Origin of the sequence: Microbispora sp. CL1-1 (assembly GCF_012034195.1) — a bacterium.
Taxonomy (GTDB): domain Bacteria; phylum Actinomycetota; class Actinomycetes; order Streptosporangiales; family Streptosporangiaceae; genus Microbispora.
In genome coordinates this window covers 32,400-52,615 of the sequence record NZ_JAATEK010000031.1, presented here as the reverse complement: position 1 = coordinate 52,615, position 20,216 = coordinate 32,400, and the positions used below count along the sequence as shown (strand labels likewise).

Below are 20,216 nucleotides of genomic sequence, written 5' to 3'. Positions count from 1 at the left end.
CGGGCGCTGCCGGAACGATCCGGCCTGAGATCGTCCGTCTTGTCAGAGAAGGAGCGCGGACGTTCCGGCAGCGTGCGGGGCCGATCGTGCGCGCAGACGACGTCCGGCGGATGCGTCGTCTACCGGTGACCGGACCGGCTCACTTGCACTGCTCCAGCATGGCCGCCTTGTCGGCGGAGGTCACCGGCAGGTCGTACTTGAGGGCGACCTGGGCGAACCGCACGACGTAGGAGCAGCGGATGTCGCGGCTGGGCGGCAGCCAGGTGGCCGGCCCCGAGTCGCCCTTGGAGCCGTTGGTGGAGCCGTCGACGGGGATCAGGTTGAGCGGGTCGTTGGCGATCTGCTTGCGCTTGCTCTCGCTCCACCGCGACGCGCCCATCTGCCAGTCGTACGACAGGGGCATGACGTGGTCGATCTGGACCGCCGCCGCCTTCGACTTGGTCCAGTCGATCGTCTTGCCGGTGTAGGGGTCGTACAGGGTCATGGAGACGATGACGCAGTTGGACCCGTCGCGATATTTGACGTCCCGGCCGTCGCGCTTGAGCAGGTCGTTGCGGGTGTCGCAGCCGTTGCGCCCCCAGGGGACGTCGTCCACGTTGTCGGCCCAGGCGTAGCCGAACTTGTCGCGGTCATAGCCGGTCTTCGACCCCCGGCCCTTCGTCGCCACCTTGTCGATCAGCTCGCGGGCCTTCGCCCGGTCCTTGTCCGACGTGATCGGCTTGAGGCCGGGGCCGGTGCCGTCGGGGTTGTCGAGCGGGTTGACGCCACGCTCCGTCCCGGCGTCGTCCTGCGCGCCGCTGCTCGTGCCGCCGCCCTTGCTCGCGAGGTCGCCGTCGAGTTCCGGCATCGGCCCGCAGCCCGCGAGCACGGCCACCGCCATCGAGAGTCCGGTGATCGACACGGCGATCGACCGGGTTCCACGCCCGCCCACAGCCACCCCTAGGTAATGAAATGTCCCCCTCAGATATAGCAAAGTGCAAATAAGTGGCAAAGGAGGCGCGCGCAAGATCTCGGCGCATGACGAGGGGCGTGGCACGCCGTGCGTGCCACGCCCCCTCGACCGGGCCCGATGGAAGGCCCCGTTGTTCAGATGCGGTTGATCAGATGCGGTGAATCAGGCGGGGATCCAGTCCTGCCAGACGATCTTGTTGGCCTCGACCCACTTGCGGGCGGCGTTCTCGGCGCTCATCTTGTTCACCGCCATGTCGTAGGCCACGGCGTTCTGGTCGTCGTTGGTCCAGACGAAGTTCTTGATCAGTTCGTACGCCTTGCCGCCGGTCTTGGCGAACTTCACGCTGACGACCTTGTCGAGCAGGTACGGCGGATAGTCGCACTTGATCGTCTTGACGTTGGCGTCGCACCCGATGGCGTACGGCGGCAGGTTGATCTTGACGAGCTTGAGCTGGTTGAACAGCCACTGGGGCTCGTAGAAGTACATCAGCAGCGGGGTCTCGTTCTCGGTGGCCTTGCGGGCCGCCGCGATCAGCGCGTCCTCACTGCCGGAGTAGACCACCTTGTAGGGCAGGTTCAGGTTCCTGATCAGCGCCTCGTCGTTGGTGACGAAGGACTTGTCGCCCGCGAGGAACTGGCCGAGGCCGTCGCTCTTGTCGGTCTTGAACAGGTCCTTGTACTTGGGCAGGTTGTGCCAGTCCGTGATGTCCGGATATTTCTGGACCATCCACTCCGGGACGTACCACCCGATGACGCCCTTGTTGCCGTTCTCACCCGCGGTGATCGCGACCTTCTTGTCTTCGATGTACTCCTTCTTCAGCTCCGGGTGGCTCCAGTTCTCCAGCACGGCGTCGACCGTGCCCTTCTCGAAGCCCTTCCAGGAGTCCGCCTCGCCGCTCTCGACCTTCTCGACCTTGTAGCCGAGCTCGTGCTCGAGGAGATAGGCGACGACCGCGGCGCTGGCCTCGTAGCCGATCCAGGGGTTGATCGCGAGTCGTACGGTCTTCGTGCCGCTCCCGGCGCCTGCCCCGGCGGCGTCATCCGAACTCCCGCCACTGCAGGCGGTCATGACCAGCGCGAGCGTCAGCACGCCGGCAAGGAGACGGATCCTCATATCTAGCCTCTTTGATTTCGTACGGGCGGGTCGTGCGGGCGCGGAACGCGAACGGCGGGGCCGCGGCGACACCGGCAGAGTATTCCACAACACGCGGGATCGGCCGCGATCGCGGGGATCGCGGCCGACGCGTGCGTTCAGCGCCCGGACGGGCGGAACACCGGCACGACCTGGATCACTTCGGCATCCAGGCCTGCCACTTGGTGGGGTTGGCCTCCACCCACTTCTTGGCCGCGTCCTCGGGCGACATCCCGTTGTTGGTGATGTCGTCCGCGACCGCGTTCTGGTCGTCGTTCGTCCACTGGAAGGCCTTGATCAGCTCGTAAGCCTTGCCGCCGGTGTCGGCGAACTTCTTGCTCACGATCTTGTCGAGGTCGTACGGCGGGTAGTCACAGGCGACCTTCTTGGGGTCGCTGTCACAGCCCTCCGTGTAGGCAGGGAGGTTGACCTTGACCAGCTTGACCTGGTTGAACAGCCACTGCGGCTCGTAGAAGTACATGAGCAGCGGCTTCTTCTGGTCGGTCGCCTGCTTGGCGGCCTTGATCAGCGCGGCCTCGCTGCCCGCGTAGACCACCTTGTAGTCGAGCTTGAGGTTCTTGACCAGCGCCTCGTCGTTGGTGACGAAGGACGGGTCGCCGTCCAGCATCTGGCCCTTGCCGTCCGACTCGGAGGTCTTGAACAGGTCGGCGTACTTGTTCAGGTTCTTCCAGTCGGTGATGTCGGGGTACTTCTCCACCATCCACTCGGGCACGTACCAGCCGATGACGCCCTTGTTGCCGGTGCTGCCCGCCTCGACGGCGACCTGCTTCTCCTCGATGTACTTCTTCTTGAGGTCGGGGTGACCCCAGTTCTCCATGATGACGTCGACGTCACCGGACTCCATGCCCTGCCAGGACGGCTCCTCGGCGAGGGTCACCTTCTCGACCTTGTAGCCGAGCTCGTGCTCCAGCAGGTACGACACCACCGCCGCGTCGGCCTCGTAGCCGACCCAGCCGTTGATGGCCATCTTGACGGTGCCCGCGGAACCCGGAGCGGCCGCGGAGCCCGCGGCGCTCGCGCTCGGCGCCGCCGCGGAGTCGTCCTCTACCTTGGCGCCTCCGCAGGCGGCCACGCCGAGGCCGAGAGCGAGCACCCCTGCGATCAGGCGTAACTTCTTCATGCGTTCCTCTTCTTGTGGGGAGAGCGGCGCCCGTTGGCGCCTTGCGTGATCCGGTCGAGCATGACTCCGAGGAGGACCAGGGCGACGCCGGCGGCGAGGCCCTTTCCGTAGTCCTCCTGCTGCGCGAACCCGGCCACGACGTCGTATCCAAGAGCCCCGGCGCCGACCAGCGCGCCGATGACCACCATCGCCAGCGTCATGACGATGCCCTGGTTCGCCGCGAGCAGCAGCGAACCGCGCGCCATCGGCAGCTGGACCTTCCACAGCAGCTGCCGGTCCGTGGAGCCCGCGGAGCGCGCCGCCTCCACGACGGTCCCGGGGACCGCGCGCAGGCCGTCCTCGACGAGGCGGGCGACCACCGGCACCGCGTAGATGAAGGACGCGGTGATCGCCGTGAATCGGCCGTTGCCGAACAGGGCGACGGCGGGCAGCAGGTAGGAGAACGAGGGCATCGTCTGCGCCGCGTCCAGCAGCGGGCGCAGCCCGGCGGCGAACCACCGCGACCGCGCCGCCGCCACGCCGAGCGCGAGCCCCACGGCGATGGTGATCACCGAGGCGACCAGCACCAACGTCAGCGTCTCCATGGCGTGCTCCCACAGCTGCAGCGCGGCGACGCACAGGAGGCAGGCGGTGGCGACCAGACCGGCCGCCATCCCGCTCACCCGCCAGGCGAACACCAGCACCGCCGCGGTGACCAGCCACCACGGCGCGCTGGTCAGCACGTCCTGCAGCGGGTTGAGCAGGCCGTACGCCACCGCGTCGTTGAGGAAGCCGGTGAAGGTGTACCAGTGCGCCTCGATCCAGTCGACCACGTCGTTGATCGGCCGGACGATCTGCACCTCCCACTGCTCGGGGAAGTCCTGCGCCAGCACGGGGAGCAGGGCGAGCCCCGCCGCCGTCAGGACGGCGAACCCGCCCCAGCGGACGGCCCGCGCCCGGGTGCCGCCCTCGCGCCGCTGCGCCGCCGCCCGCGTCATGCGGTCGAGCACGATGGCGATCAGCACGATGGCGACGCCGGGCACCAGCGCGGCGCCCACGTTGACCCGGGCGAGCGCGCGGAGCAGGTCCTCGCCGAGCCCGGGCGCCGCGATCAGCGCCGTCAGCGGCACCATCGACAGCGCCGCGGCGATGGTCTGGTTGACGCCCAGCATGATCGTGTTGAGCGCCAGCGGCAGGCGGACCTTGCCCAGTGTCTGCCACCCGGTGGCGCCCAGCGACTCCGACGCCTCCACCGCCACACCGGAGACCCGCTCGATGGCCATCGCGGTGATCCTGATCGCGGGCGGCATCGCGTAGATCATCGTGGCGATCGTCGCCGACGCCGGGCCGATGAGGAACAGCAGCACCATCGGCGACAGGTACGAGAACGTCGGCATGATCTGCATGACGTCGAGCACCGGCGTCACGATCCGCCGTACGCGGGGCGAGCGGCCCGCCCAGATCCCCAGCGGGATGCCGAACAGCAGCGACAGCACCACCGAGGACAGGGTCAGCGCGAGCGTCTCGACGCTCGCCTCCCAGAACCCGAGCACGCCGACGCCGGCGAAACCGGCGAACGAGACGAGCGCGATCCGCCACCCGCCGGCCAGCCAGCCGAGCCCGGCGGCCAGCCCGAGGAGTCCGGGCCAGCCGAGCGCGACCAGGACGGCCTGGATCGCGTCGTAGACTCCGGCCGCGCCGAGGCGGATGTAGTTGACGACGTACAGGAAGATCGGGCTGCTGTTGCGGTTGGCGTCGACCCAGTCGCGGGCGTCGTTGAGCCAGTGGAACAGGGTGGCGTCGTCGTCGTGCGGCAGCACGGCCTTGCCGCGGAAGGCCACGTAGAGGACCACCACCGCGATCACGCCGGCCACCGGCGCGACCCACCGCGGCAGGCGCCGGGCCCGCGCCGGGGCCTCAACGGGCGGCGCGACCTGCACAGGCGCGCTCACCATCTACGCCTCCCCACCGGTGGCGCCGGCGGAGGCCCCGGCCACCACGGGCTGGGAGTCCGGCCGCACCGCGCCGAGGAGGTCGACCCGGCTCACCACGCCGACCAGCTCGCCGCCGGAGACGACCCGGATGGGCCGGTCGGACGCCATCGCGGCCGGGACCGCGTCGTGGATGACGGTGTCGGCGGGGAGCTCGGGACCGTCGAGCGGTTCATCGGGCTCGGGGGCACGGCAGATCCAGCGCAGCGACAGCACCTGCGCCCGGGGAACGTCCCGCACGAAGTCGGCCACGTAGTCGTCGGCGGGCGCGCCCACCAGCTCCTCGGGGGTGCCCACCTGCACGATCGCGCCCGCCCGCATGATCGCGATGCGCTCGCCGAGCTTGAGCGCCTCGGACAGGTCGTGGGTGATGAAGACCATCGTCTTGCCGACCTCGCGGTGCAGCCGGATGACCTCGGCCTGCATGTCGCGGCGGATCAGCGGGTCGAGCGCGCTGAACGGCTCGTCGAACAGCAGCACCTCGGGGTCGACGGCGAGCGCCCGGGCGAGGCCCACCCGCTGCTGCATGCCGCCGGAAAGCTGCTCCGGATAGGAGTCCTCGTGGCCTGCCAGCCCGACCAGCGACAGGATGCGCCGGGCCTTCTCGTGCCGCTCGGCCTTTCCGACGCCCTGGATCTCCAGGCCGTAGCCGACGTTGTCCACGACCTTGCGGTGCGGCAGCAGCCCGAAGTGCTGGAAGACCATGCTCACCCGGTGACGGCGGAGCTCCCGCAACTGCTTGGCCGACATGCCGCGCACGTCCTGTCCGTCGATGCGCAGTTCGCCCGCCGTCGGCTCGATCAGCCGGGTGAGACAGCGCACCAGCGTCGACTTGCCGCTGCCGGAAAGGCCCATGACGACGAAGACCTCGCCTGGGCGTACTTCGAAGCTGACGTCCCTGACGGCGGCGGTGCACCCCGTCTTCGCCCGCAGTTGCGCGGGCTCAAGGTCTGCGTCGGGGCTGCCGATGATCCGGTCGGCCTTGGGACCGAAGATCTTCCAGAGCCCGCGAACCTCGATCGCGGCTGTGCCCACTCTGATTCCCCTCACTTGGCGCTCGCCCGCGAGGCGGCGTGGACGCCCGGAAACGCCAAAGCACGGCGCGAGGGCTGCCGCTCGCACGCCGTGAATGAAGAGCGGGGGGCCAACGACTCCTCAGGGCACACGCACAGGCGTTGCGCTAGGCGCAACACGGATCCTGTTTTGACAACAGGTCTGAGGCTAGGGCCCTGCTGCCCCTCTTATGGTGAAAAATGCCACCTAATCTCCATATCGTGACCGTCCAGTGATCTTTTGGTTCGCGGGCCGTACCGGGTTGTGAAGGCGCGGCGGCGCGGCGTGAGGGCCTGCCTCCGGCGCGGCCACGTGCCGTCAGGGCCCGCCCCCGCGCAGGCTCGGCGTGAAGGCCCCGGCGAGGGGCATCGGTGCCGCGCCAGGCTCGGGTCACGAAACGCCGCCCCGCGAGGCGGCGCCCGCGTCGTCACGGACTGCGGACCGAAACCCCGCACGGCGAGGCCGCGCCGACGTCGTCACGGGCTCAGGACCGAAAACGCCGCGCGGCGAGGGGCGGGCGGTGTCACGACGGGCTCAGGTGACGAGGATGCCCCCGTCGACCGGGAGCACGGCCCCGGTGACGTACGAACCGGCGTCAGAGGCGAGGAAGACGGCGGCGGCGACGAGCTCCTCCGGATCGCCGGAGCGCTTCATCAGCACCCGCTGCTCCCGCATGCGGTCGAGATAGCCGCCGGGATACCGCGCGGTCATCTCGGAGTCGAAGAAACCCGGCTCCAGGCAGTTGACCCGGATGCCCCGTCGCGAGGTCCACTGCTGGGCGAGGTCACGGGTGAGCCCGACGACAGCGGCCTTCGACGCGCTGTAGGCCGCCTGCGGCAGCCCGGCCGTGGTCTCGCCGAGCACGCTGCCGATGTTGACGATCGACGAGCCCGGCCGCATGACCCGGGCGCAGGCCTGGGCCATCCAGTAGGTGCCGTTCAGGTTCACGTCGAGCACCCGGCGGAACTCTCCGGGCGCCTCCCGCAGTGCGGGCACGGCCGTGCCGACGCCCGCGTTGTTGATCAGCACGTCGACGCGGCCGAACTCGCCCATGGCCGCGTCGACGAGGGCCTGACACTCCTCGGGGACCGACACGTCGGTCGGGACCGCGAGGCAGCGGCGGCCGGTCTCCTCGACCAGCCGCCGGGTGCGCTCCAGCCCTTCGGGACGGCGGGCCCCGATCACCACGTCGGCGCCCGCCTCCGCCAGACCCCTGGCGAAGGCGACGCCGAGCCCCGCCGAGGCCCCCGTCACGATGGCCACCCTGCCGTCAAGACGGAACCGGTCCAGGATCACGCCGCCTCCTCGCTCACGAATCGAACCGACTCTAGAGCAAGGTTCCGCCGACACGGATCAGAGGCCGTATTCCTTGGAGATCCGCTCGTGCCGCTCGGCCTCGATGCCGACCTCGCGGGCGAGGTCGAGCCACGCGAGCGGGTGGGACCACTGCTCGGTCACGTCGTCGAGAACGGCGTCCAGCTCCGCCGGACGCACGGTGGGCGGGATCGCGATCCAGCCGAACACGCCGGGAAGCTGCTCGCCGGTGGCCGGGTGGGTGACGCGGTAGTTCTCGTCGCTGTAGACCCACATGGGCCAGCCGCGCTCGGCGAGGACCTCGTTGAACTCGGCCCACTCGTCCTCCGACGGCGCCGCGCCGTCGAAGAACCAGCTCGTGTAGCCGCCCGGGCGCAGCATCGTCACCCCGGCGAACGGGATGACGAAGCTCTCGCGCTCCTGCTCGTTCTCCGGGATCGGCTCCAGCGGCCGGGGGTCGATCACGACCACGTCGCCCGCGTTGTATTCCATGCCGCGCGGCTGCGGGATCGCGAGGCGCGCGGTGGCCGGGCCGGTCCGTACGGCGAGCACCTCCCGCTGGCTGCCGTCGGGAGCGGGGAGGATCACCCGGACCAGGTGCCACTCCTCCTCGATCGGGCCCTCTCCCGGCTCGATCGGCATGCCGAGCTTGGCGCCGGCGGCACGAACGGTCGCCCAGTCCTCCACGGCGGTGGACAGCACGATGAGCCGCCAGACGTCCTCCTCCTCGCCCTCACCGGAGTCGAGGAGCGGCTTGAGGATCTCGGCCGCCTTGGAGTTGTCGCCGAGCTGCTGCACCGCGCCCGACCACAGACGGCGCGCCTCCAGGCCGCTTCCGTGGGCGACCGCCTGCTCGGCCTCGGCCGCCGTCTGCTCCCAGCGCTCGCGGGCGCGGTGCAGCCGGGCGAGCGCGAGGTGCGAACGGGTCTCCGGCAGCCGGGCCGCCAGCGTCTCCACCCGCTCGTCCTGCCCGGCCTCGATGAGCAGGCCGGTGAGGTAGGAGATGTCGTCGTCGCCGGCTGCGGCGGGGTCGCCGTCCTCGACGATCGTCTTCCAGTAGAGGTCGGCGCCCACCGGGGCGTAGCCGAGGAAGCCGAGCGTCGTGGTGTGGCGCCGGGTGGCCTCCAGGTCGGTGCCGGACAGCGGCCACAGCCAGCCCACCCACCGCTCGGGGTCGGCGGTGCTGCCGTCGGCGGCGTCGAAGTAGGCGACGAGCTCGTCACGCGGGCCGGGCGGCGCGAGCTCCTTGGCGGCGTCGGCGGCGGCGCGCAGCTCGGCCACCCGCTCGGCCAGGCCCTCGGTGGCGCGGAGACTGGCGATCGCGGCCTCGGCGTAGTCGGCCAGCAGGCGGGCCTGCCACAGGCCCTGCCGCGCGACGGCCAGGTGACCGGCGGTCAGCGCCAGCTCGAACCTGGCGCGGTGGCCGCCCACGCTCTCGAAGTAGGAGATCCACTGTCGCAGGATGCGGCCGAGCTGCCAGGTGTTGGCGATGCCCTCGGTGAGCATGCCGACCGTGCGCGCCCACTCCACCCACTCGCGCGCGTGGTCGCCGATCACGTCGAGGTCGGGCAGCGCTTCGACGGCCTCCGGGATGCGGCCGAGCGTGGCCAGCACCTGCGACTTGAGCAGGGTCTCGCGGCGGCCCTTCGCGACCGGGTCGTCCGGCTTGAAGCCGGTCGAGGCGTCGAGCGCGGCCAGGGCGTCGTCCGCGCGCCCGGCGGCGAGCAGGGCACGCGCGGAGGCGGCGCCCAGCTCCCAGCTCGCCTCTCGGCCCGCTCCGCGCAGGCGCTCGACCGCCGCCTCGGCGTACGCGACGGCCTCGGCCGCCTGGCCGGCGTCGATCAGCGCCGCGACGTACTGCGTGGCCAGGCCGGAGAAGGCGAGGGACTCCGGGCCGACGCCGTCGAGGACGGCGCCCAGGGCGGCGAGCCGGGTCTCGGCATAACCGGGGCCGTCGGTGTTGGCCTGGGTCATCGCCAGGACCTCCACCGCGCCGGGGGCGGCAGGACAGTCGCTGACGTCGTCACGCTGGGCGAAGTCCGCCAGCGCGACGGCGTCCTCGAGCGCCGCCGCGCCGATCGCCCGGTCGCCCACCCGGCCGAGCAGGTGCCAGTAGCGCGCGAAGAACTCCAGCCACGGCTTCTCCAGCGTCTCCGCGTGCTGCGCGATCGCCGGCGCCACGACGTCGAGCTGGGTGAAACGGCCCTCCAGCGCCTGCGCGGGCACGTCACCCAGCGCCATGGCCAGCCCCGTGTTGCCCGCCTCGTGCAGTTCGCGCTGGGTGCCGCCGACCCAGGCCCAGATGTCCACGTCCATGAGCAGTCAGTCTGCCAGGTTGCCGACCATGACCCAAACGAACGCGGCCTTCGGCTCCCCGGCGCGTCAGCGCGCCCGGCCCGCCAGGGACGCCTCCCGGAGCAGGGCGCACAGCTCGGTGAGCTCCGCCGGGCCGAGCACCGCGTACGCGCGGGCGACGAGGTCGTCGGTCAGCGCCTCTGCCCTGGCCCTGCGCTCCACCGCCTCCGCCGACGGCGCGGGGTAGGGCTCGGGCCAGGCGAGGAAGCGGGCGACATCGGTGGTGCGGCCGTAAGGAACGGGGGTCCCGGCGTCGGCGGCGCCCACGAGGGTGGCCTCCAGCGGGCCGAGTCCCTCCGCCACCACGGCCGTCGCATGCCAGGCGCCACGCAGTTCCCGCACGACGTGCAGCAGGTGTGCCACGAGGGCGGGCCCGCCGTCGGGCCGCGGCATGGCCCGCCATCCGGCGAACAGCGGCGCGCAGTAGACGTCCGCGCCGTCGGCGACGGTGGCGAGCAGCTCGGCCAGCCGGTCGGCGTTTGCGAAGCCGGCGAGCCTGCGCCGCCCCCAGTCGTGGCAGGCCCCTGCGTAGAGCGCGGCGGCCTCCTCCGCGGGGAGTTTGCGCCCGCCCTCCCACGACTCGCGCACGTGCCCGGCCGGGAAGAAGACGACCGCCGCGAGCACGACGTCGGCGTCCACCTCGCCGAGGACGCCGCACCTGCCCCGGAAGTACATCTCCCGTGGGCCGAGACCGTGCCGCTCGCACAGCGCCTTGACCTCGCGGGAGAGCATGAAGCCCCCGCCGAGGGCCCCGACGACCGCCTTCGTCTCCACCACCGCGTCACGCGCGTCCATGCGCCCTCCTCGGTCCGGTCTCCCAGACTCACGGTGGCGGATCAGAACAAGATTCTGCAAGTCCTCCGGAACGATCAGAGGACGGCGGGCCACTCCCCCGAGGCGACGAGGACGGCCGGGCCGGACAGATAGCTCGTGTCCTCCTCCAGCCTGACGGTGACCGTGCCGCCGAGGACCCGGACCTCCCAGGTGCCGGTGGTCTCCCCGGCGGCATGGGCCGCGGCGACGGCCGTCGCGACCGCGCCGGTGCCGCACGACCGCGTCTCGCCCGCGCCCCGCTCGTGCACCCGCATCGACACCTTGTGGTCGCCCAGCATGTTGAAGATCTCGACGTTGACGCCCTCGGGGTAGACCCCGCGGTCGAAGGCGGGCGCGCGGCCGAGGTCGAACCCCGCCACCGGCTCCTCCACGGCGCACGCCAGGTGGGGGTTGCCCATGTTCACGTTCACGCCGCGGCACTCGCGCCCGTCGACCACCGCGCTGCTGTCCCCCAGCACCCGCGGCATGCCCATGTCCACGGTCACGTCGCCCGTCGCCCCGAGCCGTACGCGCTTGAGGCCCCCGCGGGTGGCGACGGCGAACTCGCCGGGCGCCGCGAGGCCCGCGTCCACGAGATAGCGGGCGAAGACCCGGACGCCGTTGCCGCACATCTCGGCGACGCTGCCGTCGGCGTTGCGGTAGTCCATGAACCACTCGGCCTCGCCGGCCAGCCCGGCCGCCTCGGGACAGAGCTTGGTGCGCACCACGCGCAGCACCCCGTCGGCGCCGATGCCCGCGCGCCGGTCGCACAGCGCCGCGACGTCCACCGGGGACAGGTCGAGCGTGGCGTCGGCGTCCGGCAGGATGACGAAGTCGTTCTCGGTGCCGTGGCCCTTCAGAAACCGCATGGCAGCAGTCTAGGAGGCCTCGGTGATCACGCGGATCGCGCGGTCGGCCAGATCGGGCGCGTCGAACGGCAGCCAGACCACCCGGGGGTCGCGGCGGAACCACGACTCCTGCCGCCGGGCGAACCTGCGCGTGGCGCGCACCGTCTCCTCCCGCGCCTGCTCCTCGGTCCACTCCCCCGAGAGGAAGCGCAGCACCTGCGCGTACCCGAGCGCCCTGCTGGCGGTCCTGCCCTCCGCCAGGCCGCGCGCCGCGAGCGCGCGCACCTCGTCGACGAGCCCGGCCTCCCACATGAGGGCGACCCTGCGTTCGATCCGCTCGTCGAGCACCGGCCGCGGCACCTCGACGCCGATCTGCACGCTGTCATAGACGGCGTCGTACGACGGCATCGTGGCGGAGAACGGCCGCCCGGACAGCTCGATGACCTCCAGCGCCCGGACGATCCTGCGGCCGTTGCTCGGCAGGATGTTCTCCGCGGCCACCGGGTCGAGGCCCTTGAGCCGCTCGTAAAGGGGCGCCGGGCCGGTCGCGGCGAGCTCCTTCTCCAGCCGGGCCCGCACGTCGGGGTCGGTGCCCGGGAACTCCAGGTCGTCGATCGCGGCGCGCACGTAGAGCCCGGATCCGCCCGCCAGCACGGGCGCCCTGCCGCGGGAGCGCAGGTCCTCGATCAGCGGGCGGACGAGCCGCTGGTATTCCGCCACGCTGGCGGTCCGCGTCACCGGCCAGAGGTCCAGCAGGTGGTGGGGGACGCCGCGCCGCTCCCGCATGGTCAGCTTGGCCGTGCCGATGTCCATGCCCTCGTAGAGCTGCATGGAGTCGGTGTTGATCACCTCGCCGTCCAGCCGGAGCGCCAGCTCGACGGCGAGATCTGACTTTCCCGCCGCGGTCGCGCCCACGACGGCGATCACAGGTAGCTGCCCCACACCCTCCAGTGTCCCAGCGGCGGAGAGGTCAGATGTCCCAGTCCAGGGTGGGAGGCAGGTGGCCTTCGAGGGTGAGCAGCCACCGCTTGGACTCCACGCCCTCGCCGCCGCTGAAGCCGCCGAGCCCGTTGCTCGCGACGACCCGGTGGCACGGCACGATGATCGGGATCGGGTTGGCGCCCATGATCGAGCCGATGGCCCGCGCCGGGACCCCCGTGCCGCTGCGCGCCGCCAGCTCCCCGTACGTCACCACCTCGCCGTACGGGACGGTCGCGAACAACGTGCCGAGGACCTGCCGCTGGAGCGGCGACATGAGCCGCCAGTCCACCGGCACGCGGAACTCCTTCAGCTCGCCCCGGAAGTAGGCCGTCAGTTCCTCCCGGGCGGCGGCCGTACGGGCCGGGTCGTCGGCGACGGCCATCCCGAGACGATCGGCGACGCTCTCCCTGAACCGGGGGCCGTCCTGGAAGTGCGTCGCGACGACCCCGTCTTCGGTGACGGCGGCGACCACGTCGCCCACCTTGGCCGGTACGGTCGCGAACGCCACCGTGCTGCTGTCCATGCGTCCCATTCTGCGCGCGCCCGGGCGGGGTAGGGTGATCGGGTGCTGGTCGCCGCTGCCGTCTGCCCGCATCCTCCGCTGCTCGTCCCGCAGGTCGCCGGGGCCGCCGCACCCGAACTCGACGATCTTCGCGCGGCCTGCGCCGCCGCGGTCGGCTCGCTTCTCGACGCCCGCGCCGACGTGCTGGCCGTGGCCGGCGGCGCCGACGCCACCGCGTCCTTCCCCGGCGACGCCGCGGGGACGCTGCGCCCGTGGGGCCCGGACGTACGGGTCGGCCCGGGCGATCCCGTCCTGCCCCTGTCGCTGACGATCGGCCGCTGGCTGCTGGAACAGGCGTCGTCCGGAGACGACCTGCCCGCGCTGCGGTTCGAGGCGGTCGGGTTCGACGCCCCGCCGGGCGAGTGCGCCGCGCTGGGCCGCCGCCTGGCGGACTCGGCGGGGCGGGTGGCGCTGCTGGTGATGGGCGACGGCTCGGCCAGGCGCACCGAGAAGGCGCCGGGTTACATCCACCCCGGCGCGGTGCCGTACGACGAGGTGATCGCCGCCGCGCTCGCCTCTGGCGACGCCGGCCGCCTGCTGGGCCTCGACCCCGGCGAGGCGCGGGAGCTGTGGGCGGCGGGCCGCGCGGCCCTCCAGGTCCTCGGCGGCGCGGCCCGGACGGCACCCGCCGCCTGCGAGCTGATGTATGACGACGCGCCGTACGGCGTGGGCTACTTCGCCGCCCGCTGGGCCTGGTAGTCCGCGCGCTTCGGCACGGGGACGCGCATGAGGTCGCGCGCCGTCACGACGTCCCCGGCGTAGGACGTGCGCACCTCGTCGACGAAGCGCGGCTCGTCCGCCGTCGTGTAGCGCTCGGAGAAGTGGGTGAGCACCAGCCGCCGCACCCCGCAGGCCGCCGCGATCCGCCCCGCCTGGGCCGCCGTCAGGTGCCCGTACTGCGCGGCCAGCGCGCTCTCGTCCGACAGGAAGGTCGACTCGATCACCAACAGGTCGACGCCGTCGGCCAGGGCGAACGCGCCGTCGCACATCCGGGTGTCCATCACGAAGGCGGCGCTCTGGCCCGGCTTGGGGGCGCTGCACTCGTCGAGCGTGACGGTCGTGCCGTCGGGCAGGGTCAGCGAGCCGTGCCGCTGAAGCTCGCCGATCATCCGTCCGCGCACGCCCCGCCTGGCCAGTTCGCCGGGCAGCATGCGGCGTCCGCCCGGCTCGTCCACGCGATAGCCGTACGACTGGACGGGATGCGACAGCGGCCGCGCGGTCAGCGTCACGGGTCCCGCCGGCCACCGGGTCACCTCGCCGGAGACCGGACGCGGCGCGATCACGTCGGTGTCGGCGAAGGCCGACGCGTTGCGCAGCCTGCCCCAGTACGTCTCGCCGCTCGCGGGGTAGGCCGCCCGCACCTCGTGGGTCACCTTGTCCCTGGCGATCCGCTGGACCACGCCGGGCACTCCCAGGCAGTGGTCGCCGTGGAAGTGCGTGACGCAGATCCAGGTGATGTCGTGCGCGCTCACCCCGGCGTGCAGCATCTGCCGCTGGGTGCCCTCGCCCGGGTCGAACAGGAACCCTTCGCCGTCCCAGCGCAGCAGATAACCGTTGTGGTTGCGGTGACGCGTGGGCACCGCGCTGGAGGTGCCGAGGACGACCAGTTCACGAACGGACACACGGCGATGCTAGGACGTGTCCGGCAACCGCCGCGTGCGGAGGCATCGGTCGTACACGGCGTTTCTATGGAAATTGCCTCACTCACTAATATCAGGGACATTTTTCGCGACAATGGCCGTCGGCATATTTGGAGTCCCCGGTAATCGGCGGAACCGCCGCGGGAATTCACATGCGGCGGGCAGACTGAGAAATCGGAAACGACTGCCCGCCGCACGGAAGATCACGACCTTGCCGGATTTCTCCCCAACCCCGCGGCACCGCCGCGAAGGTCACCCCGTTCTCGCCCTCACGGGCGTCGTCGGCGTGATCGCCGTCGCCGGGCTCGGCGTCGTGCTGGCCGTCCTGTCCGGTCGGACCCCCGCGCCCCCGCCCGCCCCGCCGGTGGCCGTCGACCTGGGCGCCGCGGCCACACCGGCACGTCCGGTGCCGGGATCGCCCGCCGCCGACCCCTTCTTCCCGTCGGAAACCGCACCGCCCGATCATGCGTCCGAGCTGCCGGAAACGGAACCGGAACGCGCGGCCGGACATCACGACGAGACCGGAGAAGCGGTCACGCGAGACGGCGCGGAGAACAATTCGGGAAACGACCCGAAAAAGGGGCAGCCGGTGAAAAAACAGCCGGTTCGGGAGCCGCGGGCGCATCGACGCGACGCACCACCGCCCGGCCGCGAGATCGAATCGTCACGGTCGTCCCGGCGTCCCGCCCCGGCGGCGCGCCCCTCCTCCGGGTCCCGGACGCCCTCGACGTCCTCGTCGTCACAGGGCGGCGGAGGCGACTCCGCTGACGGCCTGCCCGGGGAGGCGCGGCAGCCGCGACCGGCCCGCATGGCTCCGCAGGACGCCCGGCAGCAGACCGCACGCGGCTCCACGAGCGACGCCACGATGGCCGAGACCACGAAAGCCGGGAACACCGCGTCCAAGAGCGCCGGGGACACGGACCCGTCCGGCGCGGCGAGCACCCGGGTCGAGGACCCCTGCCTGCAGTTCGACGACGAACTGCGGCGCGACTACTGCTACGACGTCCTGCGCGCCCTCGGCCAGTGAACGTCGTGTGCCCGCGCGATGGCCGGAATCAGCGGCCGGCCCAGCGTCCCGGAGCGTGCCCCGACCCGCGCCCTTGCCCTGACCTGCCCGACGGCCGGCCCAGCATCCGGGAGCGTGACCTGCCCGGCGACCTGGCCCGTGCCTGACCCGCGCCACTGACTCGCCCAGCGGGCCGGCCCACGGCCTGCCCGGTGCTCCGCTCAGCGGCGCGGCCGGTGACCCCCGTTGAACGCCCGGTGACCCGGCCGTCGCCGGACCCGACGCGTCAGACGGCCGAGCAGGCGGACGGCTCGGCGGGCAGCGGAGCGGGACGCCCGATGGTGGGCATTCCCAGGCTGACCGCGTTGCCCCGCTGCGGAGCGGCCTGCCGGGCCTCCCACGCGTCGCCCGCGCGGGTCCGCCGTACGGACAGGACCTTGTCGGCCACCAGGTGGTGCGGCGCGGCATAGGTCACCTCGACCGTGACCATGTCGCCGGGGCGCGCGTCGGCGGCGGCCTCGCCGGCGAGGTGGACGAGGCGGTTGTCGGCCGCCCGGCCGGACAGGCGGCGGGTGGCGTCGTCCTTGCGGCCCTCGCCCTCGGCGACCAGCACCTCCAGGGTGCGGCCGACCTGCTTCTTGTTCTCCTCCCAGGAGATCTCCTCCTGGAGGGCGACCAGGCGCTCGTAGCGCTCCTGGACGACTTCCTTGGGCACCTGGTCCTCCATCGTGGCGGCGGGGGTGCCAGGCCGGATGGAGTATTGGAACGTGAACGCGTTGGCGAAGCGCGACCGCCGTACGACGTCGAGGGTCTGCTGGAAGTCCTCCTCGGTCTCGCCGGGGAAGCCCACGATGATGTCGGTCGAGATCGCGGCGTCCGGCATCGCGGCCCGGACCCGCTCGATGATCCCGAGGTAGCGCTCGGACCGGTATGACCGGCGCATGGCCTTGAGGATGCGGTCGGAGCCGGACTGCAGCGGCATGTGCAACTGGTGCATCACGTTCGGCGTCTCGGCCATGGCGGCGATCACGTCGTCGGTGAAGGCGGCCGGGTGGGGCGAAGTGAAGCGGACCCGCTCCAGGCCCTCGATGTCGCCGCAGGCCCGCAGCAGCTTGCCGAACGCCAGCCGGTCGCCGAACTCCACGCCGTAGGTGTTGACGTTCTGCCCCAGCAGGGTGATCTCCAGGACGCCCTGGTCGACGAGCGTGCGCACCTCGTTGAGGATGTCGCCGGGACGGCGGTCCTTCTCCTTGCCGCGCAGCGACGGCACGATGCAGAACGTGCAGGTGTTGTTGCACCCGACCGAGATCGCCACCCAGGCCGCGTACGCCGACTCGCGGCGGCTCGGCAGCGTGGAGGGGAAGGTCTCCAGGGACTCCTTGATCTCGACCTGGGCCTCTTCGGCGATCCGGGCCCGCTCCAGCAGCACCGGCAGCGACCCGATGTTGTGAGTGCCGAAGACCACGTCCACCCACGGGGCCCGGCGGACGATCTCGCCCTGGTCCTTCTGCGCCAGGCACCCGCCGACCGCGATCTGCATGCCCTTGCGGGCCATCTTGATCGGTCTCAGGTGGCCCAGGTTGCCGTAGAGCCGGTTGTCGGCGTTCTCGCGTACGGCACAGGTGTTGAACACGACGACGTCCGGCGTGTCGCCTTCGGCCGCGCGGACGTATCCGGCGTCCTCCAGCAGCCCGGACAGCCGCTCCGAGTCGTGCACGTTCATCTGGCAGCCGTAGGTCCGCACCTCGTAGGTCCGGGCCGCGCTTTCGGCGCCCTGGGTCGTCGCAGTCTGTGTGGTCGCAGTCATCGCACTACCAGGGTAGGCGCTTCGCCGCCCCTGCCCGTACCCGAACGTCGCACACCCGGCTGCGACGTGACGCATGGCGAGCCCTGCCGGACCATGCCGGGCGCGGACCCAATCGCGGACCCAATCGTGGACACGGAGCCGCCGTCATGACCCCGGCTCGCTTCTTTCATTACCCAGGCTTGTAACAACGGAAAGTTTCGTTTTATTGAGTCATTCATGTCTATGTGGTGCCCTTGTGAGGGCAGAAACCAACGCTCCCCACCGATTGGCCGAAACGATGCCCAACTGGAACCGATCATCCATTCTCGTCCGCAGGACGGTCGGTTACTCCATCGCCGCAGCGCTGGTCTGCACCGGGGTCAGCCTGCTCTTCCTCTTCGTCGTGGGCAGCAAGGACGCCGACATGGCCCGGGACCGGGCCACCGGGGCGTGGGACCGCACGGTGCCCTTGATCAGGGAGGGATACCTCCCCTCCATGCTGCCGGCGGGCCGCGACATCGCGATCCAGGTCCTGAACACGCAGGGACAGGTCGTCGCGTCCACGCCGCAACTCGCGCACAAGCCCCCGATGGCCACCTTCCGCGCGCCCAGCGCGAGCGTGCACGCCGAACGGGTGCTGTGCCCTCCCGCCGGGCTGAAGGACTGCATGACCGTCTTCTCGTACAAGGTCTATCAGCCGGACGGGCCGTGGCTCCTCTACATCGCGGTTCCAACCGTCCCCTGGTTCGGGAACACGGCGGCGTTGTCCTTCGCGATCGGCATGTCCCTGCTCGCGACCGCGATGACGGCGGCCGGGACCTTCCACGTGGTCAAAAGGGACATGACCGCGGTGGACGCCATCCGCACGGAACTGGCGGAGATCACCGCCACCCATCTGCACCGCCGGGTCCCCGTGGCGTGCGACAACCAGGAGGAGATCAACCTCCTGGCCGGAACGGTGAACGACACCCTCGACCGGCTCGAAGGCGCGTACAAGCAACTGCGGCAGTTCACCTCGGACGCCTCGCACGACCTGCGCAGCCCCCTCACCGCCATGCGGACGCAGCTCGAAGACGCCCTCATGCATCCGGACGACACCGACTGGCCGAGGATGGCCGGGGCGGTGCTCACCGGCGTGGACCGGCTCCAGGCGATCGTGACCGACCTGCTGACCCTGGCCAGGCTGGACGCCCGCGCACCGCTCGACCTCAGTGCGACCGACCTCGGCCGGTTGGTCGGCGAGGAGCTCGACCGCCACGACTACCGGATGCGGATCGTGCGGGATCTCCGGCGGAACGTGTTCGTCGACTGCGACCCGCTGCGGATCACCCGCCTCCTGGTCAACCTGCTCGACAACGCCGAACGGCACGCCACCTCGCTGATCACCGTCAGCGTGCGGGCCGACGGGCCGACGGCGACGCTGGAGGTCCTCGACGACGGCGCCGGGATCGCCCCGGAACACCGGGAACGGGTCTTCGACCGCTTCACCCGGCTGGACGCCTCACGCGACCGAGACTCCGGGGGGACCGGGCTGGGGCTGGCGATCGCACGGGAGATCGCGGAAGCGCATCACGGCACGCTGACCATCCAGGACAGCGAAAAGGGAGCACGGTTCGTCCTGCGTCTGCCCGTCCGCGAAGCGCCGCAGACCTCCGGCCGCAGTTCGCACGGCACCGGTCATGCCGGCCTTTTCAGCTTTCCGGTCATTCGGTGAGTTCCCCGTCAGTCGATCAAGCCGCTCTCCGGCCCCGATGAGCCCCGTCCCACCGCCGGCCGCCGGAGCCGTACGGACAAACCGGGAGTGATGTCCTGAGCAGCCGGGATGTGATCTATTCGGTACCGCTCCGTTAGTGACGCGGCGACGTTGACCCCCCTACGTTGTTGACCATGACGGAGATCAGTGGTTCCGACCCGCTTGTCAGACTGGAGGGAGTCAACAAGCATTTCGGTCCCCTGCATGTGCTCAGGGATATCGACCTGAGCGTGGGCCGGGGCGAGGTGGTCGTCGTCATCGGCCCGTCCGGCAGCGGCAAGTCCACGCTGTGCCGGGTGATCAACCGGCTGGAGACTATCGACACCGGGACCATCGTCTTCGACGGGCGGGAGCTGCCCGCGGAGGGCCGGGCCCTGGCCCGCCTGCGGTCCGAGGTCGGGATGGTGTTCCAGTCCTTCAACCTCTTCTCGCACAAGACGATCCTGGAGAACGTCACGCTCGGCCCGACCAGGGTGCGCAAGGTCGCCCGGCAGCAGGCCGAGCAGCGGGGCATGGAACTGCTCGAACGGGTCGGCATCGCCACGCAGGCGGGCAAGTATCCCGCCCAGCTTTCCGGCGGCCAGCAGCAGCGCGCGGCCATCGCCCGCGCGCTGGCGATGGACCCCAAAATGATCCTTTTCGACGAGCCCACCTCGGCCCTCGACCCCGAGATGGTCCAGGAGGTGCTCGACGTGATGACCGGTCTGGCCAAGGACGGCATGACGATGATGGTCGTGACCCACGAGATGGGCTTCGCCCGCCGGGCGGCCAACCGGATCGTGTTCATGGCCGACGGCCAGATCGTCGAGGAGGGGTCGCCCTCGGAGTTCTTCACCCAGCCGAGCACCGAGCGCGCCCGCGACTTCCTCTCCAAGATCCTCACTCACTAGATCCCAGCTCACGACAAGCTC

17 protein-coding genes are annotated in these 20,216 nt (G+C 71.2%); 4 read left to right on the top strand and 13 right to left on the bottom strand.

Annotated features, from left to right (window positions below; translation table 11 throughout):
- Positions 1–139 precede the first annotated feature (139 nt).
- The 11 genes from HCK04_RS29045 to HCK04_RS28995 all read right to left on the bottom strand — a co-directional run bounded on the left by HCK04_RS29045 (position 140) and on the right by HCK04_RS28995 (position 13,081).
- Positions 140–931 (bottom strand): HNH endonuclease family protein, encoded by a 792-nt coding sequence (locus HCK04_RS29045; protein WP_260617442.1) that lies wholly within the window; start codon positions 929–931, stop codon positions 140–142.
- 183 nt (positions 932–1,114) lie between these two features.
- Positions 1,115–2,065, bottom strand: coding sequence for an ABC transporter substrate-binding protein (locus HCK04_RS29040; RefSeq protein WP_142650563.1), 951 nt, complete (start codon positions 2,063–2,065; stop codon positions 1,115–1,117).
- Positions 2,066–2,240: 175 nt separating this feature from the next.
- Positions 2,241–3,224 carry an ABC transporter substrate-binding protein gene (locus HCK04_RS29035; RefSeq protein WP_142650562.1) on the bottom strand — a complete coding sequence of 328 codons (984 nt, stop codon included), beginning with the start codon at positions 3,222–3,224 and terminating at the stop codon, positions 2,241–2,243.
- The gene (locus tag HCK04_RS29030) at positions 3,221–5,158 is read right to left on the bottom strand and encodes an ABC transporter permease subunit (RefSeq protein ID WP_142650561.1); all 1,938 of its coding nucleotides are present in this window, start codon (positions 5,156–5,158) and stop codon (positions 3,221–3,223) included. The genes HCK04_RS29035 and HCK04_RS29030 overlap by 4 nt, the downstream gene beginning before the upstream one ends.
- Positions 5,159–6,229, bottom strand: a complete 1,071-nt coding sequence (locus HCK04_RS29025) for a glycine betaine/L-proline ABC transporter ATP-binding protein (RefSeq protein WP_260617441.1) — start codon at positions 6,227–6,229, stop codon at positions 5,159–5,161.
- 552 nt (positions 6,230–6,781) lie between these two features.
- The gene (locus HCK04_RS29020) at positions 6,782–7,543 is read right to left on the bottom strand and encodes an SDR family oxidoreductase (RefSeq protein ID WP_260617440.1); all 762 of its coding nucleotides are present in this window, start codon (positions 7,541–7,543) and stop codon (positions 6,782–6,784) included.
- 57 nt (positions 7,544–7,600) lie between these two features.
- Positions 7,601–9,877 (bottom strand): tetratricopeptide repeat protein, encoded by a 2,277-nt coding sequence (locus HCK04_RS29015; protein WP_142650559.1) that lies wholly within the window; start codon positions 9,875–9,877, stop codon positions 7,601–7,603.
- A gap of 66 nt (positions 9,878–9,943) precedes the next feature.
- A complete protein-coding gene (locus tag HCK04_RS29010) occupies positions 9,944–10,711 on the bottom strand; it encodes a hypothetical protein (protein ID WP_142650558.1) in 768 nt (255 codons plus the stop codon).
- A 74-nt stretch (positions 10,712–10,785) separates the two neighbouring features.
- Entirely contained in the window at positions 10,786–11,598 is an 813-nt protein-coding gene (gene dapF / locus HCK04_RS29005) for a diaminopimelate epimerase (protein WP_142650557.1), read from the bottom strand.
- Positions 11,599–11,607: 9 nt separating this feature from the next.
- Positions 11,608–12,519, bottom strand: coding sequence for a tRNA (adenosine(37)-N6)-dimethylallyltransferase MiaA (gene miaA, locus HCK04_RS29000; protein ID WP_142650556.1), 912 nt, complete (start codon positions 12,517–12,519; stop codon positions 11,608–11,610).
- 28 nt (positions 12,520–12,547) lie between these two features.
- A complete protein-coding gene (locus tag HCK04_RS28995) occupies positions 12,548–13,081 on the bottom strand; it encodes a methylated-DNA--[protein]-cysteine S-methyltransferase (RefSeq protein WP_142650555.1) in 534 nt (177 codons plus the stop codon).
- 42 nt (positions 13,082–13,123) lie between these two features.
- Between HCK04_RS28995 and HCK04_RS28990 the strand changes: the two genes are divergently transcribed.
- Positions 13,124–13,819 (top strand): class III extradiol dioxygenase subunit B-like domain-containing protein, encoded by a 696-nt coding sequence (locus HCK04_RS28990; protein WP_142650554.1) that lies wholly within the window; start codon positions 13,124–13,126, stop codon positions 13,817–13,819.
- Here HCK04_RS28990 and HCK04_RS28985 read toward each other — a convergent pair.
- Positions 13,792–14,742 carry a ribonuclease Z gene (locus tag HCK04_RS28985; protein WP_142650553.1) on the bottom strand — a complete coding sequence of 317 codons (951 nt, stop codon included), beginning with the start codon at positions 14,740–14,742 and terminating at the stop codon, positions 13,792–13,794. The genes HCK04_RS28990 and HCK04_RS28985 overlap by 28 nt on opposite strands.
- A 229-nt stretch (positions 14,743–14,971) precedes the next feature.
- Here HCK04_RS28985 and HCK04_RS28980 point away from each other — a divergent pair, with 229 nt between their 5' ends.
- A complete protein-coding gene (locus tag HCK04_RS28980) occupies positions 14,972–15,787 on the top strand; it encodes a hypothetical protein (RefSeq protein WP_142650552.1) in 816 nt (271 codons plus the stop codon).
- Positions 15,788–16,052: 265 nt separating this feature from the next.
- On the opposite strand, the gene miaB is transcribed toward HCK04_RS28980, so the two are convergent.
- The gene (miaB, locus tag HCK04_RS28975) at positions 16,053–17,573 is read right to left on the bottom strand and encodes a tRNA (N6-isopentenyl adenosine(37)-C2)-methylthiotransferase MiaB (RefSeq protein ID WP_142650551.1); all 1,521 of its coding nucleotides are present in this window, start codon (positions 17,571–17,573) and stop codon (positions 16,053–16,055) included.
- A gap of 277 nt (positions 17,574–17,850) precedes the next feature.
- On the opposite strand from miaB, the gene HCK04_RS28970 reads away from it, so the two are divergent.
- Both HCK04_RS28970 and HCK04_RS28965 read left to right on the top strand, forming a co-directional pair.
- Positions 17,851–19,266, top strand: a complete 1,416-nt coding sequence (locus HCK04_RS28970; RefSeq protein ID WP_142650550.1) for a HAMP domain-containing sensor histidine kinase — start codon at positions 17,851–17,853, stop codon at positions 19,264–19,266.
- 173 nt (positions 19,267–19,439) lie between these two features.
- On the top strand, positions 19,440–20,195 hold the full coding sequence (locus HCK04_RS28965) for an amino acid ABC transporter ATP-binding protein (RefSeq protein WP_142650549.1): 756 nt from the start codon (positions 19,440–19,442) through the stop codon (positions 20,193–20,195).
- Positions 20,196–20,216 lie beyond the last annotated feature (21 nt).